The organism is Streptomyces sp. NPDC058470 (assembly GCF_042721055.1).
In the GTDB taxonomy this organism is placed as follows: Bacteria; Actinomycetota; Actinomycetes; order Streptomycetales; family Streptomycetaceae; genus Streptomyces.
In genome coordinates, this window is the sequence record NZ_JBHXMF010000003.1 from 203748 (window position 1) to 224152 (window position 20405).

17 protein-coding genes and 1 pseudogene are annotated in these 20405 nt (G+C 69.5%); 5 read left to right on the forward strand and 13 right to left on the reverse strand.

The window, feature by feature from the left end; translation table 11 throughout:
- Window positions 1-4: 4 nt before the first annotated feature.
- The 6 genes from ACFWP7_RS03490 to ACFWP7_RS03515 form a co-directional block, all read right to left on the reverse strand.
- Complete coding sequence (locus tag ACFWP7_RS03490) at window positions 5-187, reverse strand: hypothetical protein (RefSeq protein WP_384375297.1); 183 nt, start codon at window positions 185-187, stop codon at window positions 5-7.
- Window positions 188-321: 134 nt separating this feature from the next.
- Window positions 322-1635, reverse strand: a complete 1314-nt coding sequence (locus ACFWP7_RS03495; protein WP_384375300.1) for an MFS transporter — start codon at window positions 1633-1635, stop codon at window positions 322-324.
- A gap of 165 nt (window positions 1636-1800) precedes the next feature.
- Window positions 1801-3087, reverse strand: coding sequence for a hypothetical protein (locus ACFWP7_RS03500; protein ID WP_384375303.1), 1287 nt, complete (start codon window positions 3085-3087; stop codon window positions 1801-1803).
- A 116-nt stretch (window positions 3088-3203) separates the two neighbouring features.
- Window positions 3204-3548 (reverse strand): hypothetical protein, encoded by a 345-nt coding sequence (locus tag ACFWP7_RS03505; protein WP_384375305.1) that lies wholly within the window; start codon window positions 3546-3548, stop codon window positions 3204-3206.
- Between the two features lie 181 nt (window positions 3549-3729).
- A complete protein-coding gene (locus ACFWP7_RS03510; RefSeq protein ID WP_384375308.1) occupies window positions 3730-4632 on the reverse strand; it encodes a LysR family transcriptional regulator in 903 nt (300 codons plus the stop codon).
- A gap of 59 nt (window positions 4633-4691) precedes the next feature.
- On the reverse strand, window positions 4692-5897 hold the full coding sequence (locus ACFWP7_RS03515) for an acetyl-CoA carboxylase biotin carboxylase subunit family protein (RefSeq protein WP_384375311.1): 1206 nt from the start codon (window positions 5895-5897) through the stop codon (window positions 4692-4694).
- 113 nt (window positions 5898-6010) lie between these two features.
- On the opposite strand from ACFWP7_RS03515, the gene ACFWP7_RS03520 reads away from it, so the two are divergent.
- Entirely contained in the window at window positions 6011-6523 is a 513-nt protein-coding gene (locus ACFWP7_RS03520; RefSeq protein ID WP_384375313.1) for a tetratricopeptide repeat protein, read from the forward strand.
- A gap of 261 nt (window positions 6524-6784) precedes the next feature.
- On the opposite strand, the pseudogene ACFWP7_RS03525 reads toward ACFWP7_RS03520, so the two are convergent.
- Window positions 6785-7042, reverse strand: a pseudogene (locus ACFWP7_RS03525) (IS630 family transposase); the annotation flags it as partial.
- Window positions 7043-7221: 179 nt separating this feature from the next.
- Window positions 7222-7371: a hypothetical protein gene (locus tag ACFWP7_RS03530; protein WP_384375316.1), complete on the reverse strand. Its 150-nt coding sequence runs from the start codon at window positions 7369-7371 to the stop codon at window positions 7222-7224.
- Between the two features lie 85 nt (window positions 7372-7456).
- Here ACFWP7_RS03530 and ACFWP7_RS03535 point away from each other — a divergent pair, with 85 nt between their 5' ends.
- Window positions 7457-7954, forward strand: a complete 498-nt coding sequence (locus ACFWP7_RS03535; RefSeq protein WP_384375319.1) for a cold-shock protein — start codon at window positions 7457-7459, stop codon at window positions 7952-7954.
- 731 nt (window positions 7955-8685) lie between these two features.
- On the opposite strand, the gene ACFWP7_RS03540 is transcribed toward ACFWP7_RS03535, so the two are convergent.
- Complete coding sequence (locus ACFWP7_RS03540; RefSeq protein ID WP_384375322.1) at window positions 8686-9846, reverse strand: magnesium and cobalt transport protein CorA; 1161 nt, start codon at window positions 9844-9846, stop codon at window positions 8686-8688.
- 200 nt (window positions 9847-10046) lie between these two features.
- Here ACFWP7_RS03540 and ACFWP7_RS03545 point away from each other — a divergent pair, with 200 nt between their 5' ends.
- Complete coding sequence (locus ACFWP7_RS03545; RefSeq protein ID WP_384375325.1) at window positions 10047-11153, forward strand: winged helix DNA-binding domain-containing protein; 1107 nt, start codon at window positions 10047-10049, stop codon at window positions 11151-11153.
- An 86-nt stretch (window positions 11154-11239) separates the two neighbouring features.
- On the opposite strand, the gene ACFWP7_RS03550 is transcribed toward ACFWP7_RS03545, so the two are convergent.
- From ACFWP7_RS03550 to ACFWP7_RS03565, 4 genes are all read right to left on the reverse strand, one after another.
- Window positions 11240-11884 (reverse strand): LysE family translocator, encoded by a 645-nt coding sequence (locus tag ACFWP7_RS03550; RefSeq protein ID WP_384375432.1) that lies wholly within the window; start codon window positions 11882-11884, stop codon window positions 11240-11242.
- Between the two features lie 232 nt (window positions 11885-12116).
- Window positions 12117-12908, reverse strand: a complete 792-nt coding sequence (locus ACFWP7_RS03555; protein WP_384375328.1) for a S1 family peptidase — start codon at window positions 12906-12908, stop codon at window positions 12117-12119.
- A gap of 279 nt (window positions 12909-13187) precedes the next feature.
- Window positions 13188-16022, reverse strand: a complete 2835-nt coding sequence (locus tag ACFWP7_RS03560) for an AAA family ATPase (RefSeq protein ID WP_384375331.1) — start codon at window positions 16020-16022, stop codon at window positions 13188-13190.
- A gap of 152 nt (window positions 16023-16174) precedes the next feature.
- Window positions 16175-17014, reverse strand: coding sequence for a response regulator transcription factor (locus ACFWP7_RS03565; RefSeq protein WP_384375334.1), 840 nt, complete (start codon window positions 17012-17014; stop codon window positions 16175-16177).
- A 101-nt stretch (window positions 17015-17115) separates the two neighbouring features.
- Between ACFWP7_RS03565 and ACFWP7_RS03570 the strand changes: the two genes are divergently transcribed.
- Both ACFWP7_RS03570 and ACFWP7_RS03575 read left to right on the forward strand, forming a co-directional pair.
- A complete protein-coding gene (locus ACFWP7_RS03570; RefSeq protein WP_384375336.1) occupies window positions 17116-18795 on the forward strand; it encodes an AMP-binding protein in 1680 nt (559 codons plus the stop codon).
- A complete protein-coding gene (locus ACFWP7_RS03575; RefSeq protein ID WP_384375339.1) occupies window positions 18792-20399 on the forward strand; it encodes an AMP-binding protein in 1608 nt (535 codons plus the stop codon). Before ACFWP7_RS03570 ends, ACFWP7_RS03575 begins: the two co-directional genes overlap by 4 nt.
- The last annotated feature ends 6 nt before the right edge of the window (window positions 20400-20405 follow it).

Genomic DNA, 20405 nt, shown 5'->3' on the forward strand with positions numbered 1-20405 from the left:
CGGATCAGAAGCCGAAGGCTGTGGCGCCACTCCGGGCCGGTGCTGCGGGCGTGCCCACCGACGGCCCCTCGTCGCCCGCCACCGCCCGTGCCGTCTCCTCGGCGTGGAACGTCTGGGCAGCCCCCCCGACCCCAAGCACAAGCGCCAGGGCGAGTCCCCTGGTAACTATGGTCACCGTGCTGCGCATTTCCCACCCCTTGGTATCGATCCGTCCGGTTGCTTTCCGACACCCGTGATACTGATCGAGGCTGTTCCCGAACTCTTCCCTTCCCTCTCCCTTCCACGGATTCCGGGAGGTGCAGCGGAAGAACGTACGTACCGTCAGGGCAGAGGTTGCGTGGCTGGAGCCAGCTCGGCTGCAGCGGGTTGAACCGCTTCTTCGGGCGACGCGTCCGTGCGAAGCACCCGCAGATCGACCCAGCGCAGAGTGAACAGCGTGAGCAGGACCGGGAGTACGCCACCGAGCACGAACAGCCAGACAACAAAGGTGTGGTTCGTGCTCACGCCCGCCAGCACCGCCGACAGCGGGACGAGGGCCAACGACCCCAGCCAGTCGATGCTGATGACCCGGCCCCGGACGGCGTTGGGCACCGAGGTCTGCACAAGGGTGGACCAGTACACATTGCCGACGGTGGAGAAGAACCCGTACATGGCGCCCATCGGCAGCAGAATCCAGAAGGAGGGCACGAAGACCATCAGCGCCAGCGGAGCCGCCCCTGCGGTCCACGCGAGCAGCATCCAACGGGGGTAGTCCCGGGGCAGTTTGCGGGAGCCGATGAGGAACGATGCCACAACCGCCGCGATGCCGGTGGTGGCGATGAGCATGCCGTAGTCGCGGGGGCCGCCGTTCAGATCATTGTGGATCACGAACGGCAGCAGGATCTGTCGCGGTCCCGACTGGAGCAGCAGGACAAGCCCGGACCAGACGATCAGTACCCACAGCCAGCGCTCGTTGAAGAGATAACGCAGTGCCTCGCGGTACGGAACCGGAGTGCCTTCAGCGTCCTCGGCGCCGTCCGCGCCGGCCTGCCCCGCCGAGCTGGGCAGTGGGGTGATCGTGGCGATGCAGGCAGCGGCGATGCCGAAGCTGACCGCGTTCAGGACGATGATGCTGAATGAGTCGACCAGGGAGATGAGCAGACCTCCCAGGGCCGGACCGACCATCCTGACGGCAAGCGACCGGACGATGGACTCAAGCGCGTTGGCGGCGTGCAGATCCTTTTCCGGCAGCAGGTCGGGCGTGAAGGCGTCGGACGCCGGGCCGCTGATCGCCGCGGCGGCACCCAGCACCAATGCGGCCCCGACCAGTTGCCAGATCTGCAGTTGGCCTGTCACATGGATGACGGCAAGCGTCGCAAGGGCGGCAAGAGCCGCTACGTAGGACCAGCCGATGACCGCCTTGCGCGGATAGCGGTCAGCGAGAGCGCCGCCGATCAGGACGCAGGAGATCAGGCCGACCGCCTCCGCGCCCACCACCATGGCCAGGTCGGAGCTGTTGCCTCCCAGCTCCATGGCGACCCAGGGCAGGGCGACCAGCCAGACACCGTCACCCAGCATGCTGATGACGAAGGCGATGAAGAGCATGCGGTAGTTCTTGTGCCGCAAAGGGGCCAGCGACTTGGACAGCGAGAACATCGATTCCCAACTCCGGGATGACAGCAGTGTGGTGAGGGGTGGTGGAACGTGGGAAGCCGTGGGTGCGGCCGGCCTGTCATGGCGGCCGCACCCACGGTGCGGTGAGAGCGGGGGTAGGGGGCAGGCCAGGGAAGGCCGGGCCGTTCACCCCTGGGCCCAGCCGGGTCAGGAGGCGGCCGGCACCTTCTTCCTCAGTGCCACCCGGATCTCCTTGCCGTCCTTGCCCTTGATCATCATCACGGACGGCGTGGAGTGCATCACGGGCATCTTCCTGAGCTGCTTCTGATCGGCGACCCGGGCCTCGTAGTACTCGCGGCTCGCCGGGACGGTGTTCACCCGCAGCGCCGGGATCGGGCGCTTGGCCACCGGCCAGTCGATGACGTCGTTGCCCGGCAGGTACTCGCTGCCGTCCGCGGGGAGCAGCGTGCGGGGCCGGTTGACCGTGTAGACGTTTTCCAGGTGCTCGAAGGCGTGGCCGACTCCCGGCGGAATCAGCAGGTATCGCTCCGGGTCGGGGAAGAAGCGGTACGTGACGTCGGCGCCGTACGTCGGCGAGTCCACCCGGGTGTCGATGAGATGGAGGGTGACCTCCTGGTCGCGGGGTCCGGCGAAGGTCAGCCGGTCTTCCTGACCGAGGTGGATGCCGTAGGCGTCGTGCGTGTAGCCGGCCTCGCCGTGGTCGATGAAGTACAGCGGATGCCGGTCGAGGAGCGCGGAGAAACCGGACTCCGGGCCGGAAGCGATCACCGGGTGGCGCACCCATCCGACGCCGAACACCGTGTCCATGGGCTCCCAGTTCTTCTTCTTGCTCTGCGGGAGCAGCCTGCGCAGCTCGACCCGGCGGACGCTGCCGTCGGCGAGCCGCACATCGCGGGTGACGGGGTATTCGTACAACACCTTGGGAATCATGGCACGCTGCTGCGCGGCCACCATGTCGTACCAAAGCTCGCTCGCCTGGTGGGAGTTGGGCTTGTAGAGCGGTAGGTCCTCGTCAGCGACATCGAGCGGCAGGTTGATGATGTCCGCGTCGGGCTGCCAGTCGAGGCTCCCGTGCACCCAGTCCTCGGGGGCGGGGAGGAAGAGCTCATAGGAGTTGATGGTATTGACGCACTCCAGGCCGTCGAAGGTGTGGGCAACACCCGGCGGAATGTAGAGCGCCCGGGCCGAACCGGGGGCCCAGGTGTGCTGCTCGCGAACGCCGGCCGTGGGCGAGCCCTCCCGGCAGTCGATGAAGTGGCCGGTGACGGTGCCGGTGCTCGGCCCGAGGAAGGTCAGCACATCGGCCTGACCCAGATGAATTCCGTAGTGTCCGTAACTGAATTCTGTCTCACCGTGGAAGACGAGAGTGGCGGGCCGCAGCGTCGGAAAAGGGACGACGTAGGAATCGTTCCCATTTTCGATCCGCCAGTTTTCCCGCCAGCAAAGTCCGTCGATGGAGAACGACTCGTTCACTGCAGTCCTCTTTCCTTTGTGGTGTGGCCCGGTGAGGGGGGCGGGCGAAATCCGGCCCGGGGTGGCCCGGTCCCGGGACGCAGAGGTCCGGGACCGGGCCGTACCGCCCCCTACTGTCAGGCGAGGACCTCTACCTCGTAGCCGGCCGCCTCGGCGGCGACGCGCAGGTCCTCGATGGACGTGGTCGGCAGCTCGTCGAAGATCTCCGCGACGGCCGCCTGCTTGATGCCGGCCAGCGAGGCGGAGAGGCGAGCGGCCTGGTCGGCACCCTCGAACTTGGTGAACGCCAGGTTCGTGAGCAGGGTCTGCAGGGCCTCGTCGCCGGAGAGGGCGGCCTCGCGCAGCTTCGCCACGGTCTCGTCGTCCACGCCGCTCCAGTCGGCGTCGAACTCCGCGCCGGCGGCGTACAGGCCGTCCAGCACCTGGTGGGCCTCGGTGTTCGGGATCGCGTTGCTGTTCATGGTCGACTCCTTTTTCGCCGAGCACGGTCACGGAATTTCCGCTTAAGGGGCGGTCCGTGTTGGTGATTCAATTTCAACATTCGGCGGTTGGGGGGTCAACGAATTCCTCATCGGATTATGGTGACTTAGTATTCGGACATTCCGATGGCTCGGTGCGTGCCGTCCGCACATGCCTGGTGGATCAGGCTGCGGCCGCACCGTGCTCCTGGCCCATAAAGGAGCAGACCCGGTCGACGAACAGCTGCATTTCTCGGGTGAGCGGGGTGCGGCGACGGACGAGTTGGGTGTACACCTCGAAAGGCGGCTGCCACGCCAGGGATGCGAGAATCCCGGCCTCGATGTCCGCCTCCACCGCCACGAGCGGCAGCAGTCCGATGCCGAGCCCGGCCGCCGCCCAGCGCTTGGTCGATTCGACGGTGCCGGATTCCAGCAGCAGGGGTGCGCCAGGGCCGCTGCGCAACTCTGTCTCCAGCAGGCGATGGTAGCCACGCCCGGACTCCGGCGCGAGGATGGGTACGCCACGCAGATCCGCTGTGGTGACTCGCGCCCGAGCAGCCAGTTGGTGGTCGGGGCTGACGAAAGCCACCAGAAGCTCGGGGCTGAGGACCTCGCTCGCTACGCCGCTGTGCTGGGTCTCGGCCGACATGAGCAGTCCGAGGTCGACGCTGCCCTCCCGCAGCGCGTGCAGGATCTCCGCGCCGGAGCCGGGCCTGAGCACCAACTGCAGCTGCGGGTAGCGGTGGTGGAAGTACTCCAGTACAGGCGGTATGCGGTAGCTGGCAAGCGTTTCCATCGTGCCGATGACCAACTGCCCCGAAGGCTCCAGAGGACCGGTTGTCGCTCCGCGGGCCTCGTCGGCCAGGGACAGCAGACGCTCGGCGTACGGCAACAGCCGCCGCCCCGCCTGCGTGAGCCGGACCTTTTTGCCGGAGAGCCGCTCGAACAGCTCCACCCCCAGCGAGCTCTCGAGCCCTCTGATCTGTCCGGTGACGCTGGACTGCGCGTAGTTGAGTTCGGCGGCCGTACGGCTGAAGCTGAGCAGTGTGGCGGCCCTTTGGAACGTCGTCAGCTGGCGTATGTTCATCTGTCGCTGTCCTCCCGTTTTGGCGTTCCGTTGTTTCCTCGGTCGACGTCGTAGTCCGTTCATGGGTGCAGCTCGGCGTAGGCCTCGGTTTCCGCGCCCAGAAGGTCGCGGGCGGCCGCCAGTTGTTGCGCTGCCTCCTCGGGCCCAGCGCCGACGACGACCACGTGGACAGGCCCGCCCGGCCGTGCCGGGACGTCCACGGCGTGTACATGGGGCAGGGCGCGTAGTTCGCCGAGCCCGGAGCGCGAGGGCGGTCGTCCCTCGGGAAGCCGGAAGAAACCGATCATGGCGGTGCGCCGTACGGTGGCCGGAGACAGGACACCACCCGTGAGCGCCCGGAACGACTCCACTTCCAGGTCGATCCCGGTGGCCAGCTCGACGAGCAGCGGGATGCGGTCACCCCCGAGCCCTGCCCGCGAGGCCAGGATGCGGAGCCCGCCAGGGGCTTGCACCACCTCGGTGTGCGCCGGGCCGCACTCGAGACCGGCCAGGTCCAGCAGCGCGCAGACTGCGGACCGGATCTCCGCGTCGTCGCGGACGTTGAGCTGCGCCGGGTGGACATGGGAGGTCGTCGTGAAATGGGGCGCGCCCGTGGTCCGGGTGGCGGTGATGCCGACCACCTGGTGCATCCCGTCGACACTGAGCGTCTCGACGGCGTACTGAGGGCCAGGCAGATACTCCTCGACGATGAAGGGACCGCAGATGCCCCGGGCCGTGGCCCCCCGCTCCCAGCGACCGAGTTCGTACGTGTCCCTGACGAGCGCCGCGCCGAAACCGGCCGACGCCGCCGCTGCCTTGACGACGACAGGAGCCCCCGCGAAGTGAACCATCGCCTCCCGGACTCCGGCGACGGCCGCCGCTCGCCTCGCGTGTACCCGCAGACGGGGATGGGTTCGCAACAACTCACGCATCGCGACCCGGTCGCCGAGCAGCCGGATGGCGTGCGGGGGGTTGGTACTGAGCCCCAGAGCCTCGGCCTCCGCGAGCACGGGGCCCATGGCCGGGGCGCCGCCCGTATGCATCACATGGGTGAGCCGGTGCTCGCGGGCGGTGCGCGCGATGAGAGCCCGCAGAGCCGTCTCGTCGCCCAGGTCGGCCAGGAGCAGCTGCTCCGAGTGCTGGGCCACCCTGTCGAGATAGGCGCGGTCGCGCAGCGCGGGATCCCACACCGACCAGACCCGGCAGCCGGCCTCTGCGGCCTTTCGCACCAGCCGGTCCGAGGGCAGCACCATCAGGATGCGATCTGCCGACGGGGTGTCCGTCACGGGGCGCTCCTCACTCGCTGCATCAGTTGAGGAGAGTGTCGGGGCGCCGCTTCCCGTTTCGTTCCCGCCGGCTTCCGGTCCGGCGGAAGTCGGCGGCCTGCGAAGATGTGCGCATGAGTGCACAGGACAAGGAAGACCGGCCCGGGAACCTGCTCGCCGAGGCCGTCCGGCTCCGTGAGGAGGAAAGGCTTGAGGAAGCCAGAGAGCACCTGTTGGCCCTGGCCGCCCGATTCCCCGACAACGCCGAAGTGGCGTACTGCACGGCCGGGGTCCATGACGTGCTGGGGCTGGAATCCGAGGCCGTCCCGTTCTACGAGAGCTGCCTGAGCGGGACAGGGCTGTCGGACGAGGACCGCCGTGGCGCGCTGCTCGGCCTCGGAAGCACCTACCGGGTGCTCGGTCAGTACACGCGTGCTGTCGACACCCTTCGTCTCGGCGTACTGCAGTACCCCGACGACGGAGGCCTTCAGACGTTCCTCGCCATGGCGCTGTTCAACACCGGAGACCATCACGAAGCCATGCAGATCCTGCTGAGACTTCTCGCCACGACGAGCCAGGACCCCTACGTGCAGCAGTATCGGCGATCCATCGAGCAGTACTCCAAGGACCTCAACGAGACCATGTGAGCCTCGTCGCCCGAGGCCGCGGCATGAAGACCGAGACCGCGGCATGAAGAAGGCCCGGTCGGCTTCCCGGTCAGCGTCCTTACTGGTCAGAAGGAGCGCGGTGGCAGATCCCGCGCGGATGGATCCCGCTGAGAAGTCGCGGAAGAGACGAGCCGGCCCACCTGCGCGTCTGCTCGGAGAACGCCATCTACCTCACCATGGCCATGCTCCTCGTGCGCCGCCTCGCAAGACCGGCCCGCTGACAGGCCTTTCAGACGCCCTCTAGTCTTCTGAGTCAGGAATTCTATTCGGATAACTGGCGAGGCGTTCGAGGATCGCGTCCGCGGTCTTCGTCCAGACATAGGGCTTCGGATCGGTGTTCCAAGCGGCGATCCAGGTGCGGATGTCCTTCTCCAGCGCTTGGACGGTCCTGTGGACGCCTCGCCGTATCTGTTTGTTGGTCAGTTCGGCGAACCAGCGCTCGACGAGGTTCAGCCAGGACGATCCGGTCGGCGTGAAGTGCAGGTGGAAGCGGGGATGGGCCAGGGTCGAGGTTCACCGGTACTGCGCGGCGCTGGCTCCGAGACCGCGCCGGCTCTTCCGTGCCCGGGTCCGCGGCGCCCTGCACGGGCACCTCGTGGCGTATTCGCACGACCCGAGTACGCCGGGAGCACGGCGCTCCGCGGCAGGCGCTGGGCGAGCGCCTCTCGGCCGAACCGTCACGGCTCGGTCTCCGACAGGAGCTGAACCTCCTCCGCCGGGGCCACCGTGGCCGACCCCACCTCGCCGGACACGCTGCCTCCTACGCCCGGCACACGGGTGGCGAGCACCATCCCCACGAGCGCCGGGCCGGGGTGGGCGAAGCGCACGGTGCGCAGGTCGCTGTCTCGCCGGGCGTGGAGCTACGATCGCTGCGTGGCCGGGCAAGGGGCCCGGGGTGTGTTGGGGGTGTGTATGGCTACTGGACGTGTGGTGCGGTTCGACGGCATGCGGGGATACGGGTTCATCGCTCCCGACGGCGGTGGAGAGGACATCTTCCTGCATGTGAACGACCTATTGATCCCCGAGGAGCAGTTGCGCTCGGGACTGGCCGTCGAATTCGAGGTGCAGGACGGTGACCGCGGTCTGAAGGCGTCGAACATTCAGCTTGCTCAGGCGGCCGAAGCCGCGGCTGTTTCCACTGCGGGGCGAGGTGCTGCGCTGGCCAGGGCTACGTCGGCCGCTTCGGCGACCACGGGTCCCTCGTCGTCCTTCAGGAAGGGAAAGGAGGCGTCGGCCAAGGCCGTGGACGGTGACTTTCCGATGTGTGACGTGCTCACTGGCGAGGAGTACACACGGGACATCACCGAGCTCCTGCTGAAGGCGGCACCTTCCCTGACGGCGGACCAGATCCTGCAGCTCCGCCATGAGCTGGTGAAGTTCAGCGAGAGCCACGGCTGGATCGAGGACTGAGCGAAGCGGGGCTCGCCCCGCGGGTGAAACAGCGAACCGGACGCCGCAGCGGCGTCCGGTTCGCTGTTATCGGTCCGACCGTGCTTTCGCCGCGGAGAAAGCGGTGCGCAAAGAACCGCGGAAAGGCATACCGGCGAGCGTTCAAGTGGCGGGCCGCGCCAGTTGAACACGGCAGCGCAACCTTGTTCTCCTGAACCGCCGCACGACGTAGTGCGGTGGACGAGCGCCGCAGGTCCTGGGCGGTGCCTGCTTGGCGCTGGGTGTACTGAATCGTCGAGCGCCGGTTCTGTTCTGGGAGGTGAACGGCGCACATGGCGGATGAGCTGATGTTTTCCCAGCTGAAGGCGCCAGTCGAGCCGCTAGAGGGCGTCTGAAAAGCCGGTCAGCGGGCACGTTGCCTGGTAGCGGGGTGGTGGCGCACTTTCGGGGGCTGGGGTGTGCGGGCTGCGTTCCCGCTACTCGACGGATCTGTCCGATGCGGAGTGGGAGATCCTCCGTCCGAACAGGAAGCCAGGCGTGCTGGTTGTGGGAGACGCAGGGCGTGGGCTGTCGTTCCCTTCTCCCCAGCGTTCGCCGACGCCCAAAAGACCTGGTCGGAGGCGTGTTCGACGCAGGGTGAGGAGATCACCCGCGTCACTTCTCCCCAGGGACTCCCCAGAGCCCGTCATGGCTCTGTTTTCGCGCGGTGCGTGAGCAAATCGCGCGAAGGGATTGCGTGGGTACTGCCCGATCTAGAGCCAGTCCCGTCGCTTGAAAATCACATACAAACCGGCGCAAACAATCCCCATCAGACCGATCGCGAAGGGGTATCCGAAGCGCCAGCCCAGCTCAGGCATGTGTTTAAAGTTCATGCCATAAATAGTTCCCACGAGTGTGGGAGCAAAGAGAATGGCGGCCCACGAGGAGATCTTCTTGATCTCCTCGTTCTGTTCGAAGCCCGCCTCCGCCAACGCGCGCATTTCGGCGTTCTGTTGCTGGGTGACGAGGGTGGCGTTGACGGTGAGGATGTCGGTGAGGGCCTGGCGGAAGCCGTCGACCTGTTCGCTGGTGTGGGTGACGTGGTCGGCGACGTCGCGGAGGTAGCGCTGGAGTTCCTCGTCGGTGCGGTACTTGGAGAAGCCGGCCATCAGGGCGTGCAGCATGCCGACCAGGGGGCGGGTGGCGCGCTGGAACTCGACCATTTCCCGGGAGAGTTCGTAGATACGGCGAGACGCTTTGGGGTCGCCGCGGAAGACCTCGGTCTCGATCTCGTCGATGTCGTTCTGGACGCCGGACACGACCGGGACGTAGCCGTCGACCACGGAGTCGAGGATCGCGTAAAGGACGGCTTCCGGGCCGAGCTTCAGCAGTTCAGGGGTGTCCTCCATGCGGCGGCGTACCGCCGAGAGGTCCGGTGCCGCGCCGTGCCGGACCGTGATCACGAAGTCGGGGCCCACGAACACGTGCAGTTCGCCGAAGTCGACCTCCTCCAGCGCGTCCAGATAGCGCGCCGCGCTCAGGACGACGAACAGCGTTTCGCCGTAGCGCTCCAGCTTCGGGCGCTGGTGCGCCTCCATCGCGTCCTCGACGGCGAGTGGGTGCAGATCGAACTCGGCGGCCAGGGAATGGAGTTCGGACTCCGTTGGGCGGGCAAGGCCGATCCACGCCATGCCGTCCGGCTGTTCGCGCAGCTCGCGGAAGGTGTCGGCCAGGGTCTCCGGGGTCGCGACGCGCACACCGTCACGGTAGAGCGCCGCCTGTACGACGCTGTCGGCGTCGGCGGGTTCCGGCGACGCAGGGTCGGGGCGAGGGGCCGGCGGCGGGGCGGGAGGCGCGGTCGGCGGGGTGAGGGCGCGTCGCCACACGGATTTCCTGGCGCCCTTCGAGGCTGGGCGAGCGTGGCGCTCGGACATCGCGGCTGCCTCCCCTGTCGTCTGTCGTCTGTCGTGGAGTGAAGCGTGAAGCGTGAATGTGGTCGAACGTACGTTTCTGTGATCACGGAGCAGGATATACGGGTCAAATGTCCGCGGCGCGGGGGTGTGCCGCTCCGAGGCACGGAGTCCCCAGGAAATGAGGACAGAAGCTGTCCGCAAGTCCCGTTACCGTGCGGAGCATGACGAAGAAGACCTCCGCGGCCCCCGTGCTCGGCATCCGCGCCCTCAACCGCGCGACCCTCGCCCGGCAGCTTCTCCTGCGCCGGTCCGCCCTCGGCACCAAGGACGCCGTCGAGCACCTCCTCGGCCTCCAGGCGCAGAACGTCAAACCGCCGTACTACGCGCTCGCCGCCCGGCTGGACGGCTTCGCCCCCGAGGCCCTGTCGCGGCTCATGGCCGACCGCGAGGTCGTCCGCCTCGTCACCATGCGCTCCACCATCCACACCCACAGCGCCGACGACGCCCTCACGCTGCGCCCGCTCGTGCAGGCCGCGCGCGACCGGGAACTCCACCAGTTCCGCAAGGGGCTCCAAGGCGTCGACCTGGACCGGCTCGCCTCGATCAGCCGGGAGCTGGTGGAGGCCGAGCCGCGCACCATGAAGCAGCTGCGTGAGGCTCTGCTCGCCGAGTGGCCGGACGCCGATCCCTTCGCGCTTTCGGTCGCCGCCCGCTGTCGGCTCCCCCTCGTCCAGGTCACCCCGCGCGGCCTGTGGGGCCGGAGCGGCCAGGTCACGCTCACCACCGCCGAGCACTGGCTCGGCCGCCCGTCCGAGCCGGCACCCGCCCCCGACGCGACCGTCCTGCGTTACCTCGCCGCCTTCGGGCCCGCCTCCGTCAAGGACATGCAGACCTGGGCCGGCCTGACCCGGCTGCGCGAGGCCTTCGAACGGCTCCGACCCGAGCTGGTCACCTTCCGCGACGAGAACGGCGTCGAGCTCTTCGACCTCCCCGACGCGCCCCGCCCGGACGCCGACACCCCGGCCCCGCCGCGTTTCCTCCCCGAGTTCGACAACCTGTTCCTCTCACACGCCGACCGCTCCCGGCTGGGATCCGCGGACCTCAAGGGCCGGACGTGGAAGGGCAACCAGGCGTACTGCGTGCTGCTCGTCGACGGTTTCCTGGCGGGCGTGTGGCGGCAGGAGGGGGAGATCCTCACGATCGAGCTCTTCGGCACGCTCACGAAGCCGCAGCGGGAGGAGGTTGTGGCGGAGGCCCAGCGGATCATGGAGGTGCTGGGAGGCTCGTCGCCTCCTTCGGACATCCGCTTCGGAACAGTCGTCAAGTAGGGCCCACCGCCACGGCCCGTGACCGATAGAGCCCAGCCACGGCCCGTGACCGATAGAGCCCAGCCACGGCCCGTGACCGCTAGGACTCAGTCCCGGCCCGTGACCGCCACCGTCACCCCGAGGCCGATCATCGTGCAGCCTCCCGCCCCGCCGATCAGCGACAGGCGGCGGTCCGAGCGGGCGAACCAGGTGCGGGTGGCCGACGCGGTCAGACCCCACAGGGTGTCCGTGACGAGGCCGATGGAGATCGGGACCAGGCCCAACAGGAGCATCTGCAGGGGGAGTCGGCCCGCCGAGTGGTCCACGAACTGGGGGAGTACCGCGGCGAAGAAGACGATGCCCTTGGGATTGGTGACGCCGACCAGTGCACCGTCCAGGACCGTGCGGAGATCCCCGCGGGCCGGGGTGGTGTCACGCGTCGTGATCGCCGAGGCGTTCAGCTCCTGGCGGTGCCGGAACGCCTGCACGCCGAGGAACACGAGGTATGCGGCGCCGGCCAGCTTCACGGCCAGATAGACCGTCACCGAACGCTCGACCAGTGAACCGATGCCGAAGGCGACCGCGACGACCAGCAGATACGAGCCGACGACGTTGCCGAGGGCTGTCGCGACCGCGGTGCGGCGGCCGTGCGCGAGCGCCCGCCCGATGACGAACAGCACGCTCGGTCCCGGGATCACGATCACCAGGAGCGACATCGCGGCGAAGGCGAGGAAACGGTCCGTGGACACCATGGTGGTCATTCAAGCAGGCCGCCCCGGTGAGGGTCGACCGAATCCCGCCGCGGGTTCCCAACAGGCGTATGCCCGTCGGTGGTTCCGGCTGTGGGGGAAGCCGGCCGCCGACGGGCAGGTAGTGGAGAGGGGGCGCTGCGGGCCGCTCGTGGAGGCCCGCAACGCCCCCCGGCTTTCACCTGAGGGGTACTCAGGAGCTCATAGGTGACTGCGATTTGAACCAGGGTGCGAACTAGGAGTTGACCTGCGTGGTCACCAGGCTGGAGAAGGTCGTCAGGCGGGTGTAGACGCCCGGGTAGCCGGCCTCGGCGCAGCCTTCGCCCCAGGAGGTGATGCCTGCCAGGACGCCGCCGATGAGCAGCGGGCCGCCGCTGTCGCCCTGGCAGGTGTCGACGCCGCCTGAGGTGTATCCGGCGCAGACCATGTCGCTGGCGATGTAGTCGGAGCCGTACGAGCTCGTGCAACTGGTGCTGGAGACGATCGGGACGGTCGCGGTCCGCAGCTGGTTGGAGGAGCTGCCGCTCTCGGAGGTGGTGCCCCAGCCGAGGACGCGGGCGGTGGCGCCGGTCGCGTACACGCTGGTCTGCGAGGAGGTCACGTAGGACACGGGGGTGTACGACATCGCCGTCGACAGGGTCAGTACGGCCACGTCGTCGCCGTTGGTGGCGTCCGTGTAGCTGGGGTTGATCCAGATCTTGCTGACTTTGCTGACCGTGCCGTTCGTGCCGTTGAGGTACGTACGGCCGCCGATGACGCGGACGCTGCTGGTGGTCTCGCCGACCATGCAGTGGGCGGCGGTGACGACCTTCGTGGCCGAGACGAGCGTGCCGCCGCAGAACTGGTTCTGCGAGGCGTCCGTGATCTGCATGACGAACGGGTACGCGGTCGTGGTGGTCGTCGTGCCGCCGACGATGGGCTGGGGGGCGGCGACGGCACCGGGTGCGCCGAGCAGCGCCGTCGCGGCGGCGGCGGCTGTCGCCACACAGAGCGCGGCGGTCTTCTTGGCGCGGTTGAGCCCGAACATGGTTCTCCTCGGAAGTTGCCGGTGGGGGACGCGCGGGTGTGGGGGGTGCTGCACGACGCCGGTGGACCGGCGCCGTGTGCCCGGGCGAGCGGCACTGGGATCAGGCTAGAAGCGGAACCCCGCCAACCCAATGGGGGAAGCCCCTAAGGGAGTTGGAGGAGGGATAACCCTTGCTGTGCGGCAGCTGGGTTTAGCTTGTGATTCCGTCCGGTTGGTCCCGTATCCCGTATCCGGAAGGCAGGGGGAGCAGGTGCCTGCTCTTCCGGATGTGACGGAACGTCAGCCTGGACGGTGCCCGACCGCCAGCCGGACTATGTCGACCCGCGAGCGGATCCCCAACTTCCGGTACACCCGCGTCAGGGTGGCCTCCACCGTCTTCACGCTGATGAACAGGCGCGCGGCGATCTCGCGGTTGGTGGCGCCCTCCATGACGAGCGCGGCAACCTGCCGTTCGGTCGCGGCGAGGCTGTCCAGAGAGGCGGCCGCGAGGCTGTCGGGGTCGGTGGACGCGAGGGGCGAGGCTGCCGGGAGGGCCGCGGAGGCCGTCTCGACCTGGCGCAGCCACGGCAGGGCGCGGCAGCGGCGGAAGAGCCGGGTCGCCTCGTCGTACGAGGTGGGCCCTGGCCGTGCGGCGCGCAGCCCGGCCAGGGCGTAGGCGGCGCGGGCCTCCTCGAGGCCGTAGCCCAGCTTGCGGAGCCGGTCCTGGGCCGCGGTCAACTGCCGGGTGGCGATGCCCTGTTCGCCGCGTGCGGCGCGTACGAGGGCCTCGGCGCGATCGAGTACGGCGAGCACGCTCTCCCGGCCGAGCCGCAGGGCCTGCTTCCGCGTCGCGTCGATGACGTCCTGCGCCTCGTCCGGTTCGCCGATCCGTACCAGCGCCTCGGCGAGGTCCCCGTGCCAGCGGCCCCGGGCGGGATCGACGACCCCGAGGCGCTCCTCCAACTCCCGTACGCGCCGCAGTGACCGGACCGTCGCCGACGCGTCCCCCGCCACCAGCTGAGCGTGGCCGAGGGCGCCGAGGGCGCGTGAGAGGTAGATCAGGTCGCCGTCCTCCTCCGCGCGGTCCACGGCCTCCTGGGCGAGCGTGAGTGCCTGGTCCACGTCGCCGCCCGCGGCCTCGGCGAGCGAGGTGAACATGGCGGTGGCCGCCTCGCCGATTCCGGTGTCGCGGGCCAGGCGCAGGCTCTCGCGGGCCAGGTCGAGGGCCCGGCCGCAGTGACCGGAGCGCAACTCGGTCTCGGCGAGGCCGCGCAGGAAGTGGACCTCGCTCTCGACCATCCCGCGCCGCCGCACCTCGCGCAGCAACGCGGTGATGGTCGTACGCGCCTCGGCGAGCTGGTCGCCCATGATCAGCCAGCGGAAGCGGGCGGCACCGGCGCCGTTGTGGTCGCACGCCACCCGGGGGTCCTGCGGTTCACGCATCGCGCGTTGGATGGTCGCCGGGGCGCCCGGGTGCCCCATCAGGGTTTCCATCTGTGCCTGGAAGCCCAGCGCGAGGAGTTCGGTGGGCCGGTCCCCGGCGAGGGCCGCGAGCTCCGCCGCGCAGGCGGCCTCCTCGCGGGCCTTGGCCATCTCGCCATCCATGAGCAGGGCCCGCCAGGCGAGTTGGTAGCGGACGAGGGCGAGCAGTCGCGGGTCCTCGCCCGCGTCCGCGAGCGCCTGCGGGAAGACGGCGTCGATCTCGGCCATGGCCTGTCCCGCGGCGTCGATGACGACCATCCAGGCCCGTACGCGGTCCGCGGGCACGGTGGCACGAGCCAGTACCTGGCGTGCGATGTCCCGCGCGAGGTCCGTCTCGCCGGCCGTGAGCGCGTCCTCGGCGGCCTGCAGCCTGCGCTCGTCCGGGCCCGGCACGGTGTCCGGCGGGGTGTGCCGGGCCGCCAGCAGTCCGAGCCCCGCCGCGACCGAGGGCGCGCCCCGGTCCCGGGCCGCCGCGGCTGCTTCGCCGAGGCGGGCGGCGACGTCCGGGTCCGTACCCGTGGCGGCCAGGGCGAGGTGGCGGGCGCGCTCGATGGGGTCGGAGGCCGCCTCGGACAGCGCGGCGTGGGCGGCGCGCCGCTCCTGCGCGCTCGCCTGCGCGTACAGGGCGGCGGACACGAGGGGGTGCGCGAACCGGATCACCGGAGCCTCGCGCTCGGTCGCCAGCAGCCCGAGCGAGGCGGCCGAGGCCGTCTCCGCCTCGGCGTTCTCCCGCCCGGCGGCGTGCAGCAGCGCGAGCGTGGGCCGCGCCCCGGCGCTCGCCACGAGCAGGGTGCGGCGGGCCTCGGCGGACAGCATCTCCAGCCGGCTGAGTACGAGCGCGCTCAGCGAGGTCGGCACCGGCAGGGGTTCGCCGGGGCTCGGCGGGGTCGGGCTCTCGGCCAGGGCGCGGCCCAGCTCCAGCGCGAAGAGCGGGTTGCCGCCGCTGGTGCGGTGGATGTCCCGCACGGTCGAGCGGGGCAGCCCGGTGTAGCCGCGCTGGCCGAGGAGTTCGGCGACATGTGCCCGGGAGAGCGGGTTGAGCCGCACGGCCAGGGTGTCCGGCGGGGACGCGCGTAGATATCGGTCGTGCCGCTGCCCCTGCGGTTCCGTGTCGGTGCGCACGGCACACAGCATCCGTACGGGCATGCCGCCGAGTCGGCGGGCGGCGAAGCCGAGCAGCTCGGCGCTGGCCGGGTCCAGCCACTGCAGGTCGTCGGCGACGACCAGTACGGGTCCCTGGGCGGCCAGGGCGCGGAACGCCGACAGGACCGCGAGCCGCAGGGCCAGTCCGTCGCGTTGCAGGGTGGATTCGCCGCGGCCGGTGAGCGCCGACTCCAGGGCGGTGCGCTGCGGGCCGGGCAGCTGCGCGGACACCTCGTCGACGACCAGACCCAGGAGGTCGGCCAGGGCGAGGAAGGGGAGATGGGATTCGGACTCGGTGGCCGAGCAGCGCAACACGGTCTGTGCAGATTCGGTGTATTCCGAGACCAACGCCCGCAGGACGGTCGACTTTCCAATTCCCGCAGGGCCGTGCACCAGCACACTGCCACCACCGGAGAGCTGTTCACGCGCCCCGGTGAAGAGCTCCTCCCGGCCGATGACCAGGTCAGGGCGGGGTCTCGCAGGCTCCTTGAAGTCCCCTCGCACGGTCACCGCTCCCCTCGTGTGTCGTGTCCTGACCAATATTAGGCAATGTGTCATTGAATTACGGACGGTAGGAACGGTGAGGGAAATAACAGGGGCCGGTATAACGCATTTCAGAGCGCCGCCGACTGAATGAGAAAACGCCAGGGATCCGTCGGCGGTTACGGCAGCAGCCCGGCCCGCCGCGCGGCGACCACCGCTTCCCACCTGGTATGGGCGCCCAGCCTGCGCATCGCCGACCGCAGATATCCCTTCACGGTCTCCGGGCGCAGTCCCAGTCGCTCCGCCGCCACCGCGTTCGTCGCGCCCGCGGCGATACAGGCGAGAACGTCCACCTCGCGCGGTGGGAGGCCGACCTCGTGCGAACCCGGCCCCGGTGACACCGCCCCGGCCAGCCGCCCGCAGACCGCGAGGAGTTCGGCCCGCAGCGCGGGATCGAGAACGCGCGGCGCCAGCGCGCGCAGCGCTCCGTGTGCCTCGCGCACCTCCTCCCACGCAGCGTTCCCCACCTCGGGTGCGGGCTCCCGCGCGAGGGCCAGCAGAGCCTGGGCCTCGTCCTTCACGACCAGCGCCTGCTCCACGTCCCGGGCCGCCGCCACCGCAGCGCCCAGCGTGCGGTCACCCAGCGGCTGGGACGTACGCAGGGCGCCGTACAGCACACCGCGCACCCGGCGGCGTACGACGACAGGGACTGCAAGGACGGAGCGCAGCCCCTCCGTCGCGACCGCCACGTCGTACTCGTGGCTGATCTGCCGCGAGGACCGGTAGTCGGTCACCGCGCACGGCCGGGCCAGAGCAACCGCCTTGCCGCCCAGGCCGTTGCCGGTCGACACCGCGAGCGCGCTGAGCGCGGCCGTCGCCGTACCGCTGAGCTGGCTGATGCACACGCGCCCGCTCCCGGAGTCGACCAGACCACCGAAGGCGACCGGCAGTCCCGTGGCGCGCCGCAGTCGTACCAGTGCGCCACGCACCTCCACCGCATCGGCTGTGTCTGCTGTCACCTGATCGCCCCTTCGTCGCGGCGCACCCCCGTTCGGGGGTGGTGAGACCTGGTTCACGGCATACACGATGGTAGGCGGCTGTCCGGCAATGAGGAGGACGCATGACGGTGACGACGAACCCGACGGAGCAGTTCCGCACCGCGCGGGACTTCCTGTTGGCCCACCGCGAGGACTACGCCACGGCCTACGAGGGCTTCGACTGGCCCCGTCCGGACCACTTCAACTGGGCGCTCGACTGGTTCGACGTCATCGCCCGAGACAACGACCGCACGGCCCTGCACCTCGTCGAGGAGGACGGCTCGCGGACCGAGATCTCCTTCGCCGCCATGTCCGAGCGCTCGAACCGGACGGCCAACTGGCTGAGCGCGCAGGGCGTCCGCGCCGAGGACCGCATCCTCGTGATGCTCGGCAACCAGGCCGAACTGTGGGAAACGGCCCTCGCCGCGATGAAGCTGCGAGCCGTCGTCATCCCGGCGACCCCCTTGCTCGGCCCCGCCGACCTGCGCGACCGCGTCGAACGCGGCCGCGTCCGCCAGGTGATCGCCCGCGCGCAGGACACCGGGAAGTTCGACGAGGTCCCGGGCCGCTACACCCGGATCGCGGTCGGCGGCTCGCGGCCCGGATGGCTCTCGTACGAGGAGGCGTACGCCGCCGACGCGGCCTTCGAACCCGACGACGCAACCCACGCGGACGACCCGCTGATGCTCTACTTCACCTCCGGCACGACGGCCCGCCCCAAGCTCGTCGAGCACACCCACGTCTCCTACCCGGTCGGTCATCTGGCGACGATGTACTGGATCGGGCTCAAGCCCGGCGACGTGCACCTGAACATCTCCTCGCCCGGCTGGGCCAAGCACGCCTGGTCGAACCTCTTCGCCCCGTGGAGCGCGGAGGCGACCGTCTTCATCCACAACTACACGCGTTTCGACGCGGGCCGGCTGATGGCGGAGATGGACCGGGCGGGCGTGACGACCTTCTGCGCGCCGCCCACCGTGTGGCGCATGCTCATCCAGGCCGACCTGACCCAGCTGCGCACACCGCCGCGCGAGGCCGTCGCCGCAGGGGAGCCCCTGAACCCCGAGGTCATCGAGCAGGTGCGGCGCGCCTGGGGCGTCACCGTCCGGGACGGTTTCGGGCAGACGGAGACCGCGGTCCAGGTCTCCAACAGCCCAGGACAGCCGCTGAAGACGGGCTCGATGGGGCGGCCGAGCCCCGGGTTCCGCGTCGAGCTGCTCGACCCGGTGTCCGGCGCGCCGGGGGCGGACGAGGGCGAGATCGCGCTCGACCTGTCGCTCAAGCCGGTGGGCCTGATGACCGGATACCACGGCGAACCGGACCGCACCGCCGAGGCGATGGGCGGCGGGTACTACCGCACGGGTGACATCGGTTCACGCGACGCGGACGGCTACATCACCTACGTGGGCCGGTCCGACGACGTGTTCAAGGCCTCCGACTACAAGATCTCCCCGTTCGAGCTGGAGAGCGCGCTCCTGGAGCACGAGGCGGTGGCCGAGGCGGCCGTGGTGCCCGCGCCGGACGAGCTGCGCCTCGCGGTGCCGAAGGCGTACGTCGTCCTCGCGGCGGGCTGGGAGCCGGGCCCCGACACCGCCAAGGTCCTCTTCGAACACTCCCGCACGGTCCTCGCGCCCTACAAGCGGGTGCGCCGCCTGGAGTTCGGCGAACTGCCCAAGACCGTGTCCGGCAAGATCCGCCGTATCGAGCTGCGCGAGGCCACGGCCGCGGGCTCGGACGCCGAGTACCGCGAGGAGGACTTCCGATGAGTGAGCCGTCGTACGCGCACGGGACGAGCACGACCGCGTTGCTGGGGGACACGATCGGGGCGAACCTGGACCGGGGCTTCGAGGCCTGGCCCGACCGGGAGGCGCTCGTCGACGTGCCGTCCGGGCGACGCTGGACGTACGCCCAATTCGCCGCGGACGTCGACCGGTTGGCGTGCGCGCTGCTCGCCCTTGGAGTCGCCAAGGGCGACCGCGTCGGCATCTGGGCGGTCAACTGCCCGGAGTGGGTGCTCGTCCAGTACGCCACCGCCCGCATCGGCGCGGTCATGGTGAACATCAACCCGGCCTACCGCACCCACGAGGTCGAGTACGTCCTCAACCAGGCCGGCATCTCGGTGCTGTTCGCCTCGCTCAGCCACAGGGCGAGCGACTACCGGGCGATGGTCGAGCAAGTGCGCGGCAGGTGCCCGCAGTTGCGGGAGACCGTGTACATCGGCGACCCGAGCTGGGACACGCTGATCGGGCGTGGCATCCCCGAACTCTCCGATGACCTCCGCATCCGCGCGAGCGAGCTGTCCTGCGACGACCCGATCAACATCCAGTACACCTCGGGGACGACCGGTTTCCCCAAGGGCGCCACCCTCTCCCACCACAACATCCTCAACAACGGCTATTTCGTGGGTGAGTCGATCGCCTACACCGAGCAGGACCGGATCTGCGTGCCGGTGCCCTTCTACCACTGCTTCGGCATGGTGATGGGCAACCTCGCGGCGACCTCGCACGGTGCGTGCATCGTCATCCCCGCGCCCTCCTTCGACCCGGCGGCGACCCTGCGCGCGGTCCAGGAGGAGCGCTGTACATCCCTGTACGGCGTACCGACCATGTTCATCGCGGAGTTGAACCTCGCCGACTTCGCGACGTACGACCTGTCGTCGCTGCGTACCGGCATCATGGCGGGCTCGCCCTGCCCCGTCGAGGTGATGAAACGGGTGGTCGCCGAGATGCATATGGCGGAGGTGTCCATCTGTTACGGCATGACGGAGACCTCGCCGGTGTCCCTGCAGACGCGGCGCGACGACGACCTGGAGCACCGCACCGGCACGGTCGGCCGGGTCCTCCCGCACATCGAGGTGAAGGTGATCGACCCGGTGGACGGGGTGACACTGCCGCGCGGCTCGGCGGGCGAACTGTGCACCCGCGGCTACAGCGTCATGCTCGGCTACTGGAACGAGCCCGAGAAGACCGCCGAGAGCGTCGACGCGGGCCGCTGGATGCACACCGGCGACCTCGCCGTGATGCGCGAGGACGGTTACGCCGAGATCGTCGGGCGCATCAAGGACATGATCATCCGGGGTGGCGAGAACATCTACCCGCGCGAGATCGAGGAGTTCCTGTACGCCCACCCGAAGATCGCCGACGTCCAGGTGGTCGGCGTGCCCCATGAGCGTTACGGCGAGGAGGTGCTCGCCTGCGTCATCCCGCGCGACGTGACCGACCCGCCGACGCCGGCGGAGCTGCGGGCCTTCTGTGAGGGGCGGCTGGCGCACTACAAGATCCCCAGCCGGCTGCGGATCCTGGAGTCCTTTCCCATGACGGTGTCGGGGAAGGTGCGGAAGATCGAGCTGCGGGAGTCGTACCAGGAGTGAGAGCGG